This is a genomic window from Bacillus sp. FSL M7-1020, assembly GCF_038050415.1.
Lineage (GTDB): Bacteria > Bacillota > Bacilli > Bacillales > Bacillaceae_G > Bacillus_A > Bacillus_A toyonensis.
The window spans coordinates 2482451-2501036 of record NZ_JBBOTW010000001.1 but is presented as its reverse complement, the minus strand read 5'-3'; the positions used below and the strand labels follow the sequence as shown (position 1 = coordinate 2501036).

21 protein-coding genes are annotated in these 18586 nt (G+C 35.8%); 13 read left to right on the top strand and 8 right to left on the bottom strand.

Annotated elements, in window-relative coordinates:
• Positions 1–765: a DUF1836 domain-containing protein gene (locus MHB70_RS12715; RefSeq protein ID WP_000447232.1), complete on the bottom strand. Its 765-nt coding sequence runs from the start codon at positions 763–765 to the stop codon at positions 1–3.
• Positions 766–1023: 258 nt separating this feature from the next.
• Between MHB70_RS12715 and MHB70_RS12710 the strand changes: the two genes are divergently transcribed.
• Positions 1024–1473, top strand: coding sequence for a hypothetical protein (locus MHB70_RS12710; protein WP_000914474.1), 450 nt, complete (start codon positions 1024–1026; stop codon positions 1471–1473).
• Positions 1461–1769: a YxcD family protein gene (locus MHB70_RS12705; RefSeq protein WP_000447764.1), complete on the top strand. Its 309-nt coding sequence runs from the start codon at positions 1461–1463 to the stop codon at positions 1767–1769. The genes MHB70_RS12710 and MHB70_RS12705 overlap by 13 nt, the downstream gene beginning before the upstream one ends.
• A gap of 24 nt (positions 1770–1793) precedes the next feature.
• On the opposite strand, the gene MHB70_RS12700 is transcribed toward MHB70_RS12705, so the two are convergent.
• The 4 genes from MHB70_RS12700 to MHB70_RS12685 form a co-directional block, all read right to left on the bottom strand.
• Positions 1794–3029, bottom strand: coding sequence for an NAD(P)/FAD-dependent oxidoreductase (locus tag MHB70_RS12700; RefSeq protein ID WP_000567614.1), 1236 nt, complete (start codon positions 3027–3029; stop codon positions 1794–1796).
• A complete protein-coding gene (locus MHB70_RS12695) occupies positions 3026–3358 on the bottom strand; it encodes a (2Fe-2S)-binding protein (protein WP_000087053.1) in 333 nt (110 codons plus the stop codon). Before MHB70_RS12695 ends, MHB70_RS12700 begins: the two co-directional genes overlap by 4 nt.
• On the bottom strand, positions 3355–3627 hold the full coding sequence (locus MHB70_RS12690; RefSeq protein ID WP_000182286.1) for a (2Fe-2S)-binding protein: 273 nt from the start codon (positions 3625–3627) through the stop codon (positions 3355–3357). The genes MHB70_RS12695 and MHB70_RS12690 overlap by 4 nt, the downstream gene beginning before the upstream one ends.
• Positions 3628–3851: 224 nt before the next feature.
• Positions 3852–5513 carry a sigma-54 interaction domain-containing protein gene (locus MHB70_RS12685; RefSeq protein ID WP_000144295.1) on the bottom strand — a complete coding sequence of 554 codons (1662 nt, stop codon included), beginning with the start codon at positions 5511–5513 and terminating at the stop codon, positions 3852–3854.
• 181 nt (positions 5514–5694) lie between these two features.
• On the opposite strand from MHB70_RS12685, the gene MHB70_RS12680 reads away from it, so the two are divergent.
• From MHB70_RS12680 to MHB70_RS12650, 7 genes are all read left to right on the top strand, one after another.
• Positions 5695–6870 (top strand): NAD(P)/FAD-dependent oxidoreductase, encoded by a 1176-nt coding sequence (locus tag MHB70_RS12680; RefSeq protein WP_001215280.1) that lies wholly within the window; start codon positions 5695–5697, stop codon positions 6868–6870.
• Positions 6867–7904 carry a proline racemase family protein gene (locus tag MHB70_RS12675; protein ID WP_061529398.1) on the top strand — a complete coding sequence of 346 codons (1038 nt, stop codon included), beginning with the start codon at positions 6867–6869 and terminating at the stop codon, positions 7902–7904. Before MHB70_RS12680 ends, MHB70_RS12675 begins: the two co-directional genes overlap by 4 nt.
• Positions 7901–8842, top strand: a complete 942-nt coding sequence (locus MHB70_RS12670; protein WP_001025533.1) for a proline racemase family protein — start codon at positions 7901–7903, stop codon at positions 8840–8842. The genes MHB70_RS12675 and MHB70_RS12670 overlap by 4 nt, the downstream gene beginning before the upstream one ends.
• Positions 8843–8864: 22 nt before the next feature.
• On the top strand, positions 8865–9761 hold the full coding sequence (gene dapA, locus MHB70_RS12665) for a 4-hydroxy-tetrahydrodipicolinate synthase (RefSeq protein ID WP_001169442.1): 897 nt from the start codon (positions 8865–8867) through the stop codon (positions 9759–9761).
• 18 nt (positions 9762–9779) lie between these two features.
• Positions 9780–11264, top strand: a complete 1485-nt coding sequence (locus tag MHB70_RS12660) for an aldehyde dehydrogenase family protein (protein WP_000958339.1) — start codon at positions 9780–9782, stop codon at positions 11262–11264.
• Positions 11265–11418: 154 nt separating this feature from the next.
• On the top strand, positions 11419–12909 hold the full coding sequence (locus MHB70_RS12655; RefSeq protein ID WP_061529399.1) for an alanine/glycine:cation symporter family protein: 1491 nt from the start codon (positions 11419–11421) through the stop codon (positions 12907–12909).
• 124 nt (positions 12910–13033) lie between these two features.
• A complete protein-coding gene (locus MHB70_RS12650; protein ID WP_000431413.1) occupies positions 13034–13399 on the top strand; it encodes a carboxymuconolactone decarboxylase family protein in 366 nt (121 codons plus the stop codon).
• 52 nt (positions 13400–13451) lie between these two features.
• Here MHB70_RS12650 and MHB70_RS12645 read toward each other — a convergent pair whose 3' ends face one another.
• Together MHB70_RS12645 and MHB70_RS12640 are read right to left on the bottom strand one after the other, a co-directional pair.
• Positions 13452–13748, bottom strand: a complete 297-nt coding sequence (locus MHB70_RS12645; protein ID WP_000398687.1) for a hypothetical protein — start codon at positions 13746–13748, stop codon at positions 13452–13454.
• Positions 13749–13809: 61 nt separating this feature from the next.
• Entirely contained in the window at positions 13810–14451 is a 642-nt protein-coding gene (locus MHB70_RS12640) for an HD domain-containing protein (RefSeq protein WP_000874097.1), read from the bottom strand.
• A 106-nt stretch (positions 14452–14557) separates the two neighbouring features.
• On the opposite strand from MHB70_RS12640, the gene MHB70_RS12635 reads away from it, so the two are divergent.
• The 4 genes from MHB70_RS12635 to ppaC all read left to right on the top strand — a co-directional run bounded on the left by MHB70_RS12635 (position 14558) and on the right by ppaC (position 17853).
• A complete protein-coding gene (locus MHB70_RS12635) occupies positions 14558–15061 on the top strand; it encodes a GNAT family N-acetyltransferase (RefSeq protein ID WP_001245264.1) in 504 nt (167 codons plus the stop codon).
• A 157-nt stretch (positions 15062–15218) separates the two neighbouring features.
• On the top strand, positions 15219–15734 hold the full coding sequence (locus MHB70_RS12630) for a DinB family protein (protein WP_000915556.1): 516 nt from the start codon (positions 15219–15221) through the stop codon (positions 15732–15734).
• A 372-nt stretch (positions 15735–16106) separates the two neighbouring features.
• Positions 16107–16772, top strand: a complete 666-nt coding sequence (locus tag MHB70_RS12625) for a lytic polysaccharide monooxygenase (protein WP_000753783.1) — start codon at positions 16107–16109, stop codon at positions 16770–16772.
• Positions 16773–16923: 151 nt separating this feature from the next.
• A complete protein-coding gene (gene ppaC, locus MHB70_RS12620) occupies positions 16924–17853 on the top strand; it encodes a manganese-dependent inorganic pyrophosphatase (protein ID WP_000416867.1) in 930 nt (309 codons plus the stop codon).
• Between the two features lie 272 nt (positions 17854–18125).
• Here ppaC and MHB70_RS12615 read toward each other — a convergent pair whose 3' ends face one another.
• Positions 18126–18314, bottom strand: a complete 189-nt coding sequence (locus tag MHB70_RS12615) for a DUF4017 family protein (RefSeq protein ID WP_000789480.1) — start codon at positions 18312–18314, stop codon at positions 18126–18128.
• Between the last annotated feature and the right edge of the window lie 272 nt (positions 18315–18586).

The window sequence follows — 18586 nt, the reverse complement described above, 5'->3', positions numbered from 1 at the left end:
TTACTGTTTCACATCTAAGTTTTGTAAAAATAACGTTGCTGTTACGTAACGTTTCGCTAACATTTGTACATATGCGGTATGTACAGAAAGGGTCGCAATAATAATAGCGTTACGAATTGCTTCGCGTTGTTCGTTATTAATTTGATCGAACTTGCTTGCGATTTTATCAGCTTTTTCTTTTACGATATTTTCAATTGTATGAACGGTATCTGTTGCATTTAATTGTAAGCAATTCCCTTGATTGAGTTCTTCAAATAGAGAAGAGTATGCTACATATAAATGAACAGGATTGATTAAATCATCACTTCGATCGGCTGGGTCATTTACAATAAGGCGTAATAGCTTACGAATGGATTCAAAATCAAGTGCTGTTTTTAAATCTTCGACAATAAATAGTAAGGCTGCTTGTTCAATTGAATATTTTTTCCCTTTTTGAGGAGAGCCAATCATTTCTTTTATATCTCGTTTCACCCAGTTTTGCATAGCAGTTACAGAGAAACTTGTGTTTTCAATCTGATTGCCAAGCGCAACTATTTCATTTAAAGAAAAACCGACATCAGTATCGTCAATTTTAATCAGCTTTTCAAAAATAGGTGAAAGTGCGGTAGTAATAAAAGCTGTAACGCTTTGTCCGCTTTCAATATCTTTTTTATGTGACTTTGCCCAAGCTTCTTGTAAAATACCGAGAGGCTTTTTCGTATTCCATCCTCTTAGTGATAGAAGAAGGGTAGCCATTTCGTTTCGTGTGAGATGAAATGTTTCCATCTTTTCACCTCCAAAATAATAAAAAGTTCTTATGAACTTATAATATGTTTTGTTTCATTTAAAGTCAATTCTGTTTTGCTTAATTTTTCCTTTGTGACCAAACTGTTGAAAGTAAATAATACTTGCATATTTCGACAAAAGTTCATATAATAAGTTCATAAGAACCTTTAAAATGTTCTTAAAAACAAATCTATCATTCTAAATTTACAAGAAAGATAGATTTCACATATATCTATATAAAAGGAGAATGGATATAATATGTTGAAAAAACTTGTAGCAGTAATGACAGCATTCATGGTTATCTTTGGAGCTAGTAGCTTCATGTTTGTAGATCACGCAGCAGCGAAGAGTTACAAATCTGGTAAAAAATCATTTACACCAAGTTCAGGTCAAAAGTCAAAAGTTGATTTAAACAAAAAAGACTCAAACGTGAATTCTCAAAAAACGAATCCAGATTCAAAAACAAAAGCAGCAAACACAGCGCCAAAAAGTAATAAAGGAAGCTTTATGAAAGGTTTATTACTAGGTGGTCTTGGTGGTTTACTAATGGGTAGCTTATTTGCAAATATGGGAGCTCTTGGTTCTGTATTAGCGTTTATGGTAAATATGTTAGTAATGGCTGGTATCATAATGTTAGCAGTTCGTGCATTTAAATACTTCAAAGATCAACGTAAGAAAAAGGCAGATGAAGTAGCATGGAAACAATAAAAATTTCTGAGCAAGAGCTTATAAATGCGCTTTGCGTATATATCGCTGAAAAAAGACAAGTGGGTCCAGAAGAAGTATTAGTTGAACTAATGTATGATGATGAGTATGGTTTCTCTGCTGAAGTAGAGGTAAATGGTCGTCAACAAATTTTAATTCAAGCGAACTTAATCGAGGCACTACGCTTATTACTTGACAGAGAATACAATGTCAATTCATTCGCAGCAAGATTACAACTTGAATTAGATGATGAAGAAGGCATTTATGCATTAGCGAAATTTAATAACTCGGATGAGTAGTGAAAAGAGCTGTTGAGAGTAATCTCAGCAGCTCTTTTTAGTATGTGCATATGTGGTGGAATAATCACGCCAAATTTCATTCATCTTTCGTCTACCAGCATCAATCATTGGATTAAACTGAATCGCAGCATGATGGCGTACGGTGTGAACATGTTGGATTGCTTGTTGTAAGTGTTGTTCAACTGAATTTGATTTTATATTAGCTTGTTTTACGATTGAATATCCAGCGACACTCCCTTGCGCCATCGCGATTTTCCCACTTTCAATCCCAGTAATATTTCCGGCTACAAATAAACCTGGAAGAGAGGTTTCCATTGTTTCGGAATGAAGAGGGACGTGTCCACCTAATTCTGGGATGTAATGGAAAGGGCATCCAGCTACAGCAGCAAGCTCAGCAAGCGGATATAAACCTCCAGCGATACAAACGAAATCTGCCTCATATATCTTCTCTGATCCATTCATAATGTTTCCTTTAGAATCAATAGTAGCAACACGAACACCTTCAACTTGATCTGTTCCAATAATTTCAAGTGCAGCTTTCCGAAGATGAAGTGGTGTCCCGTTTATTTTCATTCCGTTATTTGGATAGAAGGTTAATCCGGCTTTTCGAATCCAATCATATTTCATAAAACGGCTACCTATACGCAAAAAAGCAGAAGGAGCGAGATGAGCTGCATTTAAAAGGGAGTTCAAAACTTCTTCTGGTTCACCCGCTTTTTGGCTTAACTCACTTTTTTCAGGTAGTACGATATGATCTACTTTAATTCCAGCTAATTGCAATTCATTTAAAATGGCGAATGATAAAATGTTAGCACCAATAATGATTCCTTTTTTTCCGACTTGCACGCGATGAACATTTGTCATAACTTGAGCCGCTCCAATTGACATAACTCCTGGAAGTGTCCAGCCAGGAAGGGGGATAGAATACTCCGCAGCGCCAGTAGCAATTAATACGAACGGAGCTTCTAACATACCGATATTTGTATGTACGAACCAAGAACTATCATCTTTATCTAAATTATAGACGGAAACACCGCACCGAATATCGACTGACAGTGATTCGGCTTCTTCGTAAAGACGTTTTGCTTCTTCAATTCCGTTCCACCATTCTCCAGTAGGCTCTTGATGTAACTGTCCTAACAATCTCCCGCCAGGTTTCATAAATTCATCAATAACAAGTACGTTAAGTCCAAAACGTGCACAAGAGATGGAAGCTGATAATCCTGCCGGCCCTGCACCAATAATAATTACATCGATCATCGCTTTTTCACCATCTCTCTCACGATATTTGGATGCTGTTTTCCGCTTTCAACAATCATATCGTTTTCTACAACTGTTAAGCATGCGCGTACATTCGTTTGATTATTTACTGTCACACGGCATTCTGAACAATGACCGATATTACAATAAATACCTCGCGGGTTCCCGCTATCTTCATGTACGCGTAGCGTTCGTATTCCATTTGCTAGCAGGGCAGCAGCAATTGTTTCATGCTCATATGCTTCATATTGTTGCCCGTTAAATTGAAAAGTGATGCGCTGACTATTATGTAAACTACCTAAAATAGGGTGATGTGTAATTCTACTCATTTATTATCACCTACCGCTCCAAAGGTAACAGCACGTATTGGTGGTTGATATTTTAACGGTATTTCATTAGGAGTTACGTCAGGATTTGCACTTTCAATCATTCGATCTAACATCATTCTACATGTGCGGCCACCGCAAAATCCCATACCGGCACGTGTTCTTAATTTTAATTCTCTTGCCGAGCATTTATATTCAGCAATTGTCGATTGAAGTTGTCCGTATGTAACCTCTTCACAACGACAAACAATTAAGTTCTCTTTATTCGTCATATGTATTCCTCCTCTAGTTCGGTTTGCACAAATTATAATGCAAAAACTATGCCAATATAGAGGAGTTAAGAATTATCCCGCATTAACGGGCAGTAAGACCCCACCGCAAAATCCAGCGAAAGTAAAGAAGTTAGGAGGGGGATCAACTGTCCGTAAAAGCCTGATTGGTGAGGGCTGATAATCAAGTGGGGATGAACAAAACCACCACTGATTAATGCTTCACTTTATTGTAACCCAAGTTTTTTTAAACGATTATATAAAGTGGCTCGCGTTACCCCAAGTTGTTTCGCACATTCTAATTTATTCCCCTTTAAAATGTGTAAAGCTCTTTCAATTACTTTTTTCTCATGCTCAACCATCTCTTCTTGTAAAGAAAGAATCGTATGATTATTGCTGAGTAATAGGGAATGAGACGTATGATTGTCTATAGTATCATTTGTATGAAATGGTAAATATTCTTGTTTTATAATACCGTCTGTCGCAAATACGACGAGTCTCTCAACTACATTTCGAAGTTCACGAATATTACCAGGCCAATCGTAATGAAGTAGTTCATGCATAATGCTTGAAGGTAAGTCACGAATAGGTCTGTTATAGTTAATCGAAAAATCGTTTAAGAAAGAGTATGTTAATTCAATAATATCTTCTCGTCTTTCTCGCAGCGGTGGAATCTGTAAGCTAACTACATTTAAACGATAGTATAAATCTTCTCGGAAAGTTCCTTTTCGCATTTCTTCTTGTAAATCACGATTTGTAGCAGCGATAATACGGAAATCAATATTTATTTCTTTCTCTCCACCAACTCGATAATACTTTCTTTCTTGCAATACACGTAAAAGTTTCACTTGCATATCGAGAGGCATTTCACCTATTTCATCAAGGAACAAAGTACCACCTTGAGCGAGCTCTATTTTACCTTTTTTTCCTTTACTATTCGCTCCAGAAAACGCCCCACGTTCATATCCGAATAATTCACTTTCAAATAAAGCTTCTGGAATTGCGCCGCAGTTAATTGAAATGAAAGGCGCCTTTGCTGCCTCACTTGCTTCATGTATTGCTTTCGCAAATACTTCTTTTCCGACACCGCTTTCGCCGAGTATTAAAACGGTTGATTTCACTGAACAGACCTTTCTAGCTAATTGAATAGTCCTTTGTATAACAGGGCTTTTTCCATTCATCGCGAGGAAAGGATCGGATGTATCTTTATATTTTGCTACTTCTTGCTCTAATCGGTGCATTTCATGTGACATATTAAATAGTTTTTCATTCAATACAACTTGATTTGTCACATCTGTTTCTGAAACGACTGCTCCTATAATTTCATCGTTACAGTAAACGGGGTTTGAATTTATTAATACGAACAAATCAGGACGAGGCTGATGGAATTGAGCGATTATACTTTTTCCGTCATGCAATGATTGCAAGATTTCCAAGTCTTTATAATCAAAAAAACGAGTAATTGGTTGTCCAATAATTTCATTATGATTAACCGAAAAGATTTTTTCAGCACCATCTGTCCACGTACGGACACATTCTTTTTCATCAATGACTGTAACAGAAGAATCAGTCGTTTGAATTACAGTGTTATAAAAAGATTGTAGCTCAGTGTAAGACTTATAAAGAAACGGAATCATTTGCTGAGCCGTTATACAACATATTGGCTCTTCGTTTTTGTTAATGATGACAACGGCTAATGCATGTGAAAGTGCATCAATTAAAGTAGTGAACGAGTCGTCCTCATATATATAGCCGCAACTATATTCTTCTGTAGTAGAAGGGAGGTAATAAAATGTCCCATCTACTGTGTTAATGTGTTTCATGCTACTTGTACAATCGATAGACAAAATTTTCATAAACTCTTTGATTGTTGGAAATGAAAATGTCATAGCGTCCTCCTGATATGTATAAAAATTTAGACAGTGATAAAAAAATAATACACCTATTTACGATAAATTTAAAATATTTTTACAAATAAAAATATTATTTATAAAAAGTGTATATATGTAGAGTTGGCACGTCAATTGCATAAAAGAAAATGAGAGATGTAAGTGAAAGGAGGGGTGTTTTGTGAGGCACTGTGACGTTTTAATAATAGGTGGTGGAATTATAGGATGTTCTATTGCATATTACACTTCAAAATACGGAAGAGACGTAACAATCATTGAAAAAGGTGAGTTTGTCAGTGGGACGTCTTCACGATGTGACGGAAACATTTTGGCGATTGATAAAGACCCAGGGTTTGATAGTCAAATGTCATTAGTAAGTCAAAAATTAGTAACAAATTTAAGTGAGGAGTTGGAGCACTCATTTGAATATAGGGCGCCAGGAAGTATTCTAGTCTGTGAATCAGACGAAGAGATGGAGGCAGCGCAGCAATGGGTGAATCGTCAAAAAGATGCTGGGTTACCGTTTCGAATGCTTGATAGGCAAGACATAAGAGAGGAATCACCATTTTTTGCGGATGATTTATTGGGTGGTTTAGAATGCGCAACTGATTCTACTGTAAATCCATATCTCCTTGCATTTTCACTTCTAGCAGAGTCGAAAAAAATGGGTGCGAAAGCGATTAATCATACAGAAGTAAAAGAAATGAAAAGAGATATAGACGGCTCCTTTATTGTAGAAACGACAAATGGGACGTTTACTGCGAAGCAAATTGTGAACGCAGCCGGTGTGTGGGCTCCTAAAATCGGGCAGATGTTAGATGTAAATATTCCAATCGAACCGAGAAAAGGGCATATTATTGTAGCCTCAAGGCAACAACATGTAGGTTGCCGTAAAGTAATGGAATTTGGTTATTTAATTTCTAAATTTGGCGGAAAACGAAAAGTGGATGCTTTAACTGAAAAATACGGGGTAGCTCTTGTATTTGAACCGACAGAAAGCCAAAATTTTTTAATTGGTAGTAGTCGAGAGTTTGTAGGATTTCATACGAGAATTAACAACGAGGTTATTAAATGCATTGCGAACAGAGCAATTCGTTTTTATCCGAAAATGGCAGATATGATGGTGATTCGTTCATATGCCGGCTTACGTCCGTGGACAGAAGATCATTTGCCAATTATTTCACGAGTGGATCATATTCCAAATTATTATATTGCAGCTGGACATGAAGGTGATGGAATTAGTCTTGCGGCAGTTACTGGGAAAGTGATTGAAGAGTTATTAAATGAAAAAGAAACAATTATTCCTATTGAACCACTTCGTTTGAGTCGTTTTACAGAAAGGGTGTTAAACGGATGAGGTCACAAAAAGTCTTTACGACGATTGATACACATACGGGCGGGAATCCAACGAGGACATTAATTAGCGGACTTCCTAAGCTAATTGGAGAGACGATGGCAGAGAAGATGTTACATATGAAAAAGGAATATGACTGGATTCGCAAATTGTTAATGAATGAGCCGCGTGGTCATGATGTAATGTCTGGAGCATTGTTAACAGATCCATGTCATCCTGAAGCTGATATAGGCGTTATATACATAGAGACAGGTGGATATTTACCGATGTGTGGTCACGATACAATTGGTGTGTGTACAGCTTTAATTGAATCAGGTTTAATTCCAATAGTTGAACCGATTACTTCTTTAAAGCTTGATACACCAGCCGGCTTAGTTGAAGTGGATATTACTGTTCAAAATGGAAAGGCGAAAGAAGTTTCATTCTGTAACATACCAGCTTTTTTACTGAAAAATATTACTGTACAAGTCGAAGGAATTGGAACTGTAGAGGCTGATATTGCGTATGGAGGAAATTTTTATGCCATTATCGATGCGAAGTCAGTTGGTTTAGAGTTAGTACCAGAAAATGCATCCATAATTATTGATAAGGCGATTCATATTCGAAACTCAATAAATGAGAAGTTTGAAATTATTCATCCAGAGTATTCGTTTATAAAAGGATTAACACATGTTGAATTTTACACATGTCCTACTCATAAAAGTGCGCATGTGAAAAATACAGTTGTTGTTCCGCCAGGAGGAATTGATCGATCTCCATGTGGTACAGGAACATCAGCGAAGTTAGCTGTATTATACGCTCATAAAAAAATCGACATCGATGAAGAATTTGTTCATGAGAGTATTGTAGGTTCACTATTTAAAGGGTGTGTCATGAATACAACATATGTAGAAAATATTGAAGCGGTAGTAACAAAGATTACCGGCTCAGCTTGGCTTATGGGGATGCATAGATTTTTCTACAATGAAAAGGATTCACTGAAAGAAGGCTTTTTGCTAATTCCGCCGATGGAACATGAAACGGAGGATGTAAAATGAACATTCAAAAAATGTATACAGCAGTAGATGTGCACGTAGCTGGCGAAGCGTTTCGTGTAATAAAGGACGTACCATGCAAATACTACTACAGTTTAGAACATTTAAATGAACAATTTTCAGGCGAATTAGCAGAAGAAATGCAGCTTTTATTAAATGAACCACGTGGTTTTATTGGGTTAAATGGATGTATTGTCGTTCCTTCTATTCATAAGGAAGTTGATGCAGCTGTGTTATTTTTTAATCATGAAGGAACCATTCCTCTTCATTATGGAGGTATTGTCGCAGTAATAACGATGTTACTAGAAAGTGGATATTTAAAAAAGAAAGAGTCTAATCAATACAAAATTGAAACGCTATCTGGAATATTTTCAGTTCATGCCTATGTAGTGGATGATGAAGTGATATCGGTGTCGTTTGAAAGTAAACTATGTTATATGGTTGAGAAAGATTTGAAGATTGGTAATATACGTTACTCTCTTATACAGGCTGATAAAGTATATGCAGTTGTAGAAAAGGATGCGTACTCACCAGAAATTGGTATTAAAAATATCTCTGAATTAAAGAAATGGGGAGAAGCTACACTTCAAGCGATACAAAAACAGTCGCTTATAAAAAGACTTATTTTAGTAGATTCTTCGCAAACAGAAGAGAAACATATAAAGTCGATTACATTTCATGAAGATAACTTTATTGTCCGTTCTCCGGGCTTTGTTTCTACTATTGTGTCCTATGTACATGCGTTATTTAATAATGAGTATATAACGGATAAACCTTTTAAAAATGAAAGCATATTTAATAGCTTTATAACAGTAGAAAAAGTGAAGAAAGAAGAACTAGGATATATTTTCCGTTTTGAGAGTAGAGGTTTTATTACAGGGATGCAGACGTTTCTATTAGACCCTACTGATCCATTTCCAACAGGTTTTTTATTAAAATAAAATGTTAAAGGGAGAGATAAATATGCAAAAAATTAAAGGAGCATTTCCAGTATTAATAACACCAATGGATGAATTTCAAGAGATTGATTGGAAAGGTGTAAAACAAAACGTAAACTACTTTATTGAGCAAAAGGTAGCTGGAATTATTATTAATGGAAGTACAGGGGAGTTTGTTAGTTTATCAAAAGAAGAACGATTTAACATGGTAGAAACAGTATTAAAAGAAGTCGATGGCCGTATTCCAGTCATTGTTGGAACTGCAGCAGAAACGACGAAAGAAACGATTGAATATACGAAACATGCAGAAGCACACGGAGCGGATTGCGCATTAATTATAAACTCTTACTATTGTAAACCAAAGGAAGAGGAAATTTATTTTCATTTTAAAGAAATCTCACACGCTGTAAATATACCAATTATGTTATACAATAATCCATTTACTTCTGGTGTTGATATGAGTACAGAGCTAATGCTTCGAATTGGAAAAGAGTGTGAAAATGTTACACATATTAAAGAGTCTAGTGGAGATATTCGTAAAGCAAGAGATTTAGTAAGACAAGGCGAAGGTGCTTTTCAAGTTTTCTGCGGATCTGAAGATTTAGTTATGGAGTCTTATTTAGTTGGTGCCTCGGGATGGGTTTCAGTTGCAGGAAATATCGTACCAGGACTCGTTACGAAAATGTATGAGCATTTTCAAAATGGTGAATTAGAAAAAGCATGGGAGATAAACGATGCGATTTTACCGCTTTGTGAATTTCTTGAAGGATCAGGGAAATATGTACAAATTGTTAAACGGTCAATGGAATTACACGGGCAAGTTGGAGGACCTTCTCGTTATCCGAGATTAGGATTAACTGAAGTAGAAGATCAAAAGCTTCAAACGATATTATCCGAAATCGCAGCTCATGCAGCTGTTTAAATAGGGAGGCGTGTATATATGTTAACGACAAACATTGAGCTAAAATCAAAAGTGAAAGCGTTTTTAAATGAAGAAATTAAAATGTTTATTAATGGTGAATTTGTTCCTTCTATTAGCGGGAAGACGTTTGAAACATATAATCCAGCAACAGAGGATGTTCTAGCTGTCGTATGTGAAGCACAAGAAGAAGATATTGATGTCGCAGTAAAAGCTGCGAGATTGGCCTTTGAATCAGGCCCTTGGACAGAAATGACTACTGCTGAAAGAGCACATCTTATATATAAACTAGCGGATTTAATTGAAGAACATAAAGAAGAATTAGCACAGCTAGAAGCATTAGATAATGGAAAACCATATCAAGTAGCACTTGAAGATGATATTGCAGCGACGGTTGAAAACTACCGTTATTATGCAGGTTGGGCTACAAAAATTATCGGACAAACAATTCCGATTTCAAAAGATTACTTAAATTACACACGCCATGAACCAGTTGGTGTTGTAGGTCAAATTATTCCGTGGAATTTTCCGCTCGTTATGTCTTCTTGGAAAATGGGAGCTGCACTTGCAACTGGTTGTACGATTGTATTAAAACCTGCAGAACAAACACCTTTATCGTTGCTATATACAGCAAAACTTTTTAAAGAAGCTGGTTTTCCAAACGGTGTTGTAAACTTTGTACCAGGTTTCGGCCCTGAAGCAGGAGCTGCGATAGTAAATCATCATGATATTAATAAAGTTGCTTTTACAGGATCTACTGTTACGGGAAAATATATTATGCGTCAATCTGCAGAAACAATTAAACATGTAACGTTAGAGCTTGGTGGTAAGTCACCAAATATCATTTTAGAAGATGCTGATTTAGAAGAAGCGATTAATGGTGCATTCCAAGGGATTATGTATAATCATGGCCAAAATTGTAGTGCGGGATCCCGCGTATTCGTTCATCGGAAGCATTATGAAACGGTAGTAGAAGAGTTAGTAAAAAGGGCAAATAATATTAAACTTGGAGCTGGGATGGAAACTGATACAGAAATGGGGCCACTCGTATCTAAAAAACAACAAGAGCGTGTGCTGCATTATATTGAACAAGGAAAGAAGGAAGGTGCTACTGTTGCAGCTGGTGGTGAACGTGCATTTGAAAAAGGCTATTTTGTTCAGCCAACCGTATTCACAAATGTTACTGATGATATGACAATTGTTAAGGAAGAAATCTTTGGACCGGTTGTCGTTGTACTTCCATTCGATTCAACAGAAGAGGTAATCGAAAGGGCAAATCACTCTTCATATGGACTTGCAGCAGGCGTATGGACACAAAATATTAAAACAGGACATCAAGTTGCCAATAAATTAAAGGCAGGAACAGTATGGATTAATGATTATAACTTAGAAAATGCAGCTGCACCATTTGGTGGATATAAGCAATCTGGTATTGGGCGCGAACTAGGTTCCTATGCGCTTGATAATTATACAGAAGTGAAGAGTGTTTGGGTTAATATTAAGTGAAAAACTAGTTTGTGAGAGTCTTGCAGACGATTAATAGTGAGATAAAAGAATGATAAAATAGTATGAGAAGCGGACAACTGGAATGTGGGATAAAGGTTGTCCGTTTTCTTATATAAAAAATTACTTTTTCAAAAGAATGATAAGGGGGATTTGGATGGAAAAGTTAGTAGAGTGGTTAGTGGGGCAAGTATGGAGTATAGGTTTAGTTGTTTTCGCATTAGGAGCAGGAGTGTATTTTACCATTGCGACTCGTTTTTTACAGATTCGTTATTTTAAAGAGATGATTAAGCTACTTTTTGAAGGGAAAAGTTCAGAGACTGGAATATCATCCTTCCAAGCATTTTGTTTGGCTCTATCAGGAAGGGTTGGAATAGGTAATATCGCAGGGGTAGCAACAGCAATAGCTTTTGGGGGACCGGGCGCTGTATTTTGGATGTGGGTGATGGCACTTTTTGGAGCCGCTAGCGCATTTGTTGAATCAACATTATCTCAAGTATATAAAAGTAAAGTAGGAAATGAATATCGTGGCGGTACACCATATTTCATTGAGAAAGGTTTAAAAATGAAATGGTTTGCAGTCATTGTAGCGGTAGTTGTAACACTTTCATACGGCGTTTTATTACCAGGTATTCAATCGAGTAGTATCGCTGTTGGATTTGAAAACTCTAACGGTATTAGTAAATATGTAACAGGTATATTTTTAGTTGTGTTACTAGCAGCGATTATTTTTGGGGGAGTAAAAAGAATTGCTGGTGTGTCACAAATGTTAGTACCTTTTATGGCAATTGGCTATGTAATTGTTACATGCATCATTTTAATTTCAAATGTAACAGAAATTCCAAGTATGTTTGCTTTAATTTTCTCAAGTGCATTTGGTGTAAATGAAATGTTTGGCGGGATCGTTGGTGCAGCAATTGCATGGGGTGTAAAGCGAGCGGTGTTTTCAAACGTTGCAGGTGTTGGAGAGGCAACATATAGTTCGGCTGCTGCTGAAGTATCGCACCCTGCAAAACAAGGGTTAGTTCAAGCGTTTTCTGTATATATCGATACAATTGTAGTTTGTACAGCGACAGCGCTTATGATATTAATAACAGGTATGTACAATGTTATACCTGAAGGGAAAAGTGCAATTGTACAAAATATAGGCAATGTAGAAGCAGGTCCTATTTATACACAACAAGCAGTTGAAACTGTTATGACTGGATTTGGTCCAATATTTATTTCAATCGCAATCTTCTTCTTCGCATTTACAACTTTGCTTGCTTATTACTATATCGCAGAAACGACTCTCACTTATTTAGATCGTGGATTGAAATATGGATGGTTAAAACCAGTTTTAAAAATTGGATTTTTAATTATGGTATACATCGGTAGCGTAGAATCAGCCTCACTTTTATGGAATCTTGGAGATTTAGGAATCGGTAGTATGGCATGGTTAAACCTTATTGCAATCCTATTATTAAGCAAAACCGCATTAAAAGTGTTAAAAGATTATGAGGCGCAGAAAAAAGAAGGGAAAGATCCAGTATTTGATCCTAAAAAAGTAGGAATGGAAGGTTTAACGATTTGGGAGGAGCGAAGTAAAGAGGGAGAAAGGAAAAGTTCTAAAGAAAAAATGTCGGTGGATGATGGGCTGAAACTGTAAACGTGTAAATTTAAAAGTTTAATAAACTGAAAATTCTTTCTGTTTTTAAAGTGAGTATTTGTATATATCATTCATTTTATCTCATACTAAAGTAAGTGTAAATAAAATGAATGGAGGATATACGATGGAAAATCAACAATTTGGCTCTATAAATGATGTATTACTTCATTACAAAGAAGGTATTGGGAATTTCACACAACAAATTCCTGAAATTGCAGAAACCTATAACGCTTTTACACAAGCGTGTTTTCAGGAGGGTGCATTAACTAAAAGAGAAAAACAGCTTATTGCATTAGGGATTAGTTTAGCAACACAAGACGAATACTGTACGATTTATCATACAAAGGGATGTATTGATCAAGGATGTTCTGATAAAGAAATTTTAGAAGCTTGTGGTGTTTCGACCGCGTTTGCTGGCGGAGCTGCAATGAGTCAAGCAGTAACTTTAGTACAAGAGTGTATGGTGGAATTAAAAAATCAAAGTCATTAAACTAGAAAACCCTCCTTAAAATATTATTTTAAGGAGGGTTTTCTAGTTTATCCTAATTTTTTTGAAAAAGTTTCAATTGCTTCATATAGTCGATAGCTTTTGTTTTATTTCTTTGCTTAGAAACATATTGTGCCTCGTTTAAATGTCTATAATAATTTTTAAATATTTCTTCAGAAAGAATTCCATCAGACATGGCTTTTTTAACCGCGCATTGTGGTTCATTTGTATGTGAACAGTTAGAAAATTTACATTTCCTAGAGATATCAACTATATCTTCATATCCAATATTTAAGTTACCTTCATGATTTATTAAGTCAAATCCTATTTTACTAATAAGTAATCCCTCCACTTTTAAATGAGTTTTTTAGAAGCATACTTACAAATTGTATCGTTTTTAAGTTATGATTGTTTTAATATTCTGTATTCTTGCAAATTGATTTCTCTACATCAGGGAGAAGGGTGTATATGCTCTTCCCAATTAAAGATTCTAATTCATTCTTAATTGTATAGAATCCTTTCCAATGTAAAGAAGTATGAGAGGTTGTGCCATGACGTAAACCAACAGAAACCAATCTTCTTTCAAGCGTAGTAAAACCATCTGCATCAGCGAGAGCGTCGCAAAGAGTAATTACTTTATTGTATAAGTCATAGTCACTATGTTCATTCAATATTTCAATTAACCGGCTTTTCATATAATCAGGAACAAGGCTCCACTCTGCTGCGATATCTATATGCTCATTTTTGCAAGGAAATGAATGCGTCACACATATAACGGCGTTTCCTGTATACCCTAAATCATTCATATACATGTAACCATCATAGGAATGAATAACAGATTTAGTAAAACCTTTATATCTTCCTATATCATGCAGGAGAGCGGCATTATATGCTATATCAACATCTAAGTCATACCCATTTTTTATAAGTTCTACAATTATTTTTTCAGTTGCATTGGCAACATGAATTGAATGTTCGAACCAAGGACCTGGGTTTTGTTCATATGCCCAATCCAGTAATTTTCTTGCGTATTTCCTGTCTAATATATATTTCATATAGTGATCCTTTCTCTAAAAAATCGTATCTTAATTAATTTCATCTTAATATTTAATTATTCCTGCTATAAAAATTGTTAAAATGAAAACAAAAGGGGGAAAAGTAATGCGAAATTTAGTAATTGAAGAAATGAAGCAACTAGAAAATGAGATTGAAGATCTTTCTAAACTTTTGACAACGGTTGTAGATGATGGGGCATCAATTGGTTTTTTACCTCCACTGGAACAAAAAGAAGCAACAAATTATTGGCAAGCGGTATTAGCACCAGAAGTAATATTGTATGTTGCTAAAATAAACAATGAAGTGGCAGGAAGTGTTCAATTACATTTAGTTACAAAGCCTAACGGGACCCATAGAGCTGAGATTTGCAAGTTAATGACTCATCCGAATTTTAGACGTAACGGTATTGGACGTTCACTTATGCAAAAAGCAGAGGAAAGAGCGAAACTAGAAAACAGATCTCTTTTAGTATTAGATACTAGAGAAGGAGACCCTTCCAATAGATTGTACAAGTCATTAGGCTTTCAAGAATCCGGTAAAATACCAGGGTATGCAATTTCTCCGGATGGTGAGTTAGATGCAACGGTTATTTATTATAAAATGATTTAGTTTTTTCTTTTCATTCTTTAACTTCAAATTGAACGTTCAATTTGAAGTCCAGTTTATATAAGAGTTTAACAGGTTTTTAAGAGGTAGTATTAAAATAGGGATTTTGAAGCCATTTGGTGAATAGTAAATGTTAATCTAAAAGATGGAGGTTGCTGTGATGTTGAAACTGTTTCAATATAACTGGCAAGTTCGTGATGATTGGTTTACATGGTGCGAAGACATATCGGCTGAAGAACTAGTAAAGAAACGGGTCGGTGGGTTCGGCAGTATACTACATACCCTATTTCATATTGTAGATGTGGAATATATGTGGATCTTAGGGTTGCGCGGTGAATCAGTCCCTGAGGAACCAGTGTTTGAAGAGTATGCCAGCTTACAAAAAGTGAAAAATCTTTCAGCTCAATACCACGAGAAAGTGAAGCCGTTTGTGACTTCTTGGACAAATGAAATGGATTCTCGGAAACTTTCAAAAGCTGACTTCAAGGAAGAGCCGATTAGCTCAAGAGACGCACCAATTAGGCGCCGAGTCATTGAATGTACAAACGGAGAGTTAATACGTCATGTCATTGTCCACGAAATCCATCATATCGGCCAGTTATCTATATGGGCACGTGAGATAGGAAAGGAGCCAGTTTCCGCAAATCTGAGAGGGAGAGGGCTATTTGATAACTAGACTACCTTTGCCAAATTCGTAATTGCACGCTTTAATGGCACAAGGATCAAGTAATAATCAATCTTTTTCAAAACCCACTTTTTCTATTTATTATTTTATCTAGGTTTATAGAGTTAATGTAATCAAACTTTTTTAAGCGCTACACTGTGATATATAATTGTAAGTAGTTAACAATAAAACGACAAAATAAATAATAGATGTGATAACTGGTAATTAATATACGTGAAGAATTGATATTGTTGTAGTTAAACGAATTTGAGAAAGTTTTTAGAGGGTTCTTTTAGTAATGCTCTTCCACTTATAATGGATGTAGAGAAGATGACTAGGCAACTATAGTTATTTTCGTTTCATTTTTGGGAAGGGGATGAAAGAATGAAAAAGACAAGTTTACAAAAGATGAAAAAGGTTATGTTAAGTGGTGGGATATTACTTACGGGATTATTAACATTTGGATTTTCAGAAAAGGCTTCAGCTCATGGGTATGTAGAATCACCAGCGAGCCGATCTTATTTATGTAAGCAAGGGGTAAATGTAAATTGCGGTCCAGTTCAATATGAACCACAAAGTGTAGAAGGAATAGGCGGCTTTCCGCAATTAGGACCTTCTGATGGACAAATTGCAGGTGCTGGTCATTTTCCTGCTTTAGACGCTCAATCAGTGGATAGGTGGAAGAAAGTTACGTTAAACGGCGGGACGAATACATTCAAGTGGAAACTAACGGCTCCTCATAGTACGAAAGAATGGAAATACTACATTACAAAGAAGGATTGGAATCCAAATATGCCTTTAACAAGGTCTAGTTTAGATATAGTGCCGTTCTATGTGAAAAATGATGGCGGAGTTAGACCGGGGACAACAGTAACGCATGAAGCAAATGTACCAACTGATCGTAGTGGCTACCATCTTATTTTAGCTGTTTGGGAGATTGCGGACACTGGAAATGCATTTTATCAAGTTATTGATGTGAACCTTGTGAATAATGGTTTAAATTCCAATTTTGCATTTAACAATGCAGTGCAAGTTCCTACACTATTTTAAATTAAATATACATTTTGATCATCTAATTCATTTTAGATGATCTTTTTTATGAAAAATATAGAGGAAAGTACAATTATTTATAAAAAATTCGGGTTTAAATATTGTCATATTTGCTTCTTTAAGATATCCTTTTCATGAAGAGGTGGAAAACATGGAAAAAGTACTAGTTTTCGGGCATAAAAACCCAGATACAGATGCAATTTGTTCTGCAATTGCTTATGCAGAATTGAAAAAAGAATTAGGAATGAATGCTGAGCCTGTACGTTTAGGCGAAATCAGCGGTGAAACTCAATTTGCGTTAGACTATTTTAAAGTAGAAGGACCGCGTTTTGTTGAGACAGTTGCAAGCGAAGTGGACAACGTTATTTTAGTTGACCATAACGAGCGTCAACAAAGTGCTAACGATATCGAATCTGTTCGTGTGTTAGAAGTAATCGATCATCACCGTATTGCTAACTTTGAAACAAGCGATCCTATTTACTACCGTTGTGAGCCAGTTGGATGTACAGCTACAATCTTAAACAAAATGTACAAAGAAAATGGCGTTACAATTCGTAAAGAAGTTGCAGGTTTAATGTTATCTGCAATCATTTCAGATTCTTTATTATTCAAATCTCCAACTTGCACAGAACAAGACGTAGCAGCAGCTCGTGAATTAGCGGAAATCGCTGGTGTAGATGCAGATAGCTATGGCTTAGAAATGTTAAAAGCTGGTGCTGACTTAAGCGGAAAAACAATGGAGCAATTAATCTCTCTTGATGCTAAAGAATTCCAAATGGCTAACGCGAAAGTTGAAATTGCACAAGTAAACGCTGTCGATACTAACGACGTTCTTGTACACCAAGCGGAACTTGAAAAAGTTATCTCTGCAGTAGTAGAAGAAAAAGGGTTAGACCTATTCTTATTCGTTGTAACTGATATCTTAACTAACGATTCTGTCGGTCTTGCGATCGGTAAAGCAGCAAACGTTGTTGAGAAAGCATACAACGTAACATTACAAAACAACACAGCTACATTAAAAGGTGTTGTATCTCGTAAAAAACAAATCGTACCAGTATTAACTGAAGCATTCCAAGCTTAATACTATTCAGTACTGATTAACAAAAAGGACAAGTAGTCGGATGGCTACTTGTCTTTTTTATTTGTTACATAGGATACTGGTATGAAAATAAGGACAGCATTAGCTATCCTTATAACTGTTTATTCCGCATTAACGGACAGTAAGAGCATTACCTCAAAGTTCAGCGAAAGTAAAGAAGTTAGGTGAGGGATCAACTGTCCGTAAGAGCCCGATTGGTGAAGGCCAATAATCCGTGGGGGATGAAGAAAACCCTCACGGATTAAAGTTTCACTTTATTCGTAAGACTTTTTCCTGTTTATATAAAATGTAAAAACAGCAGTAATGAGGAAAATGGGTATTGCGTACGCTTGCCCAACAAACAACTTCCAACTAATAGAATTATAGCCTTCAGATGCTGGAACAATCATAACAATAACACAAACGATAAAATAGACGAATAGTGCAGGGATAATATTTTTCATTATTGTTCACCTCCTTTAAAAAACAATAAAATAAACATATTCATATATTAAAATTTTTGTGATTCGTTTTAAAGATTAAGCTCACAAAATGTTTATGAAGTAGTATTATATTTGTAAAGAGTGCAGTGTACTACGTAGATGTAGAACGAAAAAAATTGGACTATGCTTCTGAAAAGAAGTGAAATATGAGTGGAAATCGATATAAATATGGTAAAATATTCAATTGTGACGTTTGGAATTATTATATAGTATTTTGCGAGGGAAATGTATGA

Excerpts from the sequence above, each read along its gene's own strand:
- MHB70_RS12625 (WP_000753783.1), top strand. The coding sequence starts at position 16,107 with ATGAAAAAGACAAGTTTACAAAAGATGAAAAAGGTTATGTTAAGTGGT.
- MHB70_RS12705 (WP_000447764.1), top strand. The coding sequence starts at position 1,461 with ATGGAAACAATAAAAATTTCTGAGCAAGAGCTTATAAATGCGCTTTGC.
- MHB70_RS12640 (WP_000874097.1), bottom strand. The coding sequence starts at position 14,451 with ATGAAATATATATTAGACAGGAAATACGCAAGAAAATTACTGGATTGG.
- MHB70_RS12715 (WP_000447232.1), bottom strand. The coding sequence starts at position 765 with ATGGAAACATTTCATCTCACACGAAACGAAATGGCTACCCTTCTTCTA.
- MHB70_RS12650 (WP_000431413.1), top strand. The coding sequence starts at position 13,034 with ATGGAAAATCAACAATTTGGCTCTATAAATGATGTATTACTTCATTAC.
- MHB70_RS12690 (WP_000182286.1), bottom strand. The coding sequence starts at position 3,627 with ATGACGAATAAAGAGAACTTAATTGTTTGTCGTTGTGAAGAGGTTACA.
- MHB70_RS12615 (WP_000789480.1), bottom strand. The coding sequence starts at position 18,314 with ATGAAAAATATTATCCCTGCACTATTCGTCTATTTTATCGTTTGTGTT.
- MHB70_RS12710 (WP_000914474.1), top strand. The coding sequence starts at position 1,024 with ATGTTGAAAAAACTTGTAGCAGTAATGACAGCATTCATGGTTATCTTT.
- MHB70_RS12685 (WP_000144295.1), bottom strand. The coding sequence starts at position 5,513 with ATGACATTTTCATTTCCAACAATCAAAGAGTTTATGAAAATTTTGTCT.
- MHB70_RS12670 (WP_001025533.1), top strand. The coding sequence starts at position 7,901 with ATGAACATTCAAAAAATGTATACAGCAGTAGATGTGCACGTAGCTGGC.
- MHB70_RS12635 (WP_001245264.1), top strand. The coding sequence starts at position 14,558 with ATGCGAAATTTAGTAATTGAAGAAATGAAGCAACTAGAAAATGAGATT.
- MHB70_RS12675 (WP_061529398.1), top strand. The coding sequence starts at position 6,867 with ATGAGGTCACAAAAAGTCTTTACGACGATTGATACACATACGGGCGGG.
- dapA (WP_001169442.1), top strand. The coding sequence starts at position 8,865 with ATGCAAAAAATTAAAGGAGCATTTCCAGTATTAATAACACCAATGGAT.
- MHB70_RS12655 (WP_061529399.1), top strand. The coding sequence starts at position 11,419 with ATGGAAAAGTTAGTAGAGTGGTTAGTGGGGCAAGTATGGAGTATAGGT.
- ppaC (WP_000416867.1), top strand. The coding sequence starts at position 16,924 with ATGGAAAAAGTACTAGTTTTCGGGCATAAAAACCCAGATACAGATGCA.
- MHB70_RS12660 (WP_000958339.1), top strand. The coding sequence starts at position 9,780 with ATGTTAACGACAAACATTGAGCTAAAATCAAAAGTGAAAGCGTTTTTA.
- MHB70_RS12695 (WP_000087053.1), bottom strand. The coding sequence starts at position 3,358 with ATGAGTAGAATTACACATCACCCTATTTTAGGTAGTTTACATAATAGT.
- MHB70_RS12700 (WP_000567614.1), bottom strand. The coding sequence starts at position 3,029 with ATGATCGATGTAATTATTATTGGTGCAGGGCCGGCAGGATTATCAGCT.
- MHB70_RS12630 (WP_000915556.1), top strand. The coding sequence starts at position 15,219 with ATGTTGAAACTGTTTCAATATAACTGGCAAGTTCGTGATGATTGGTTT.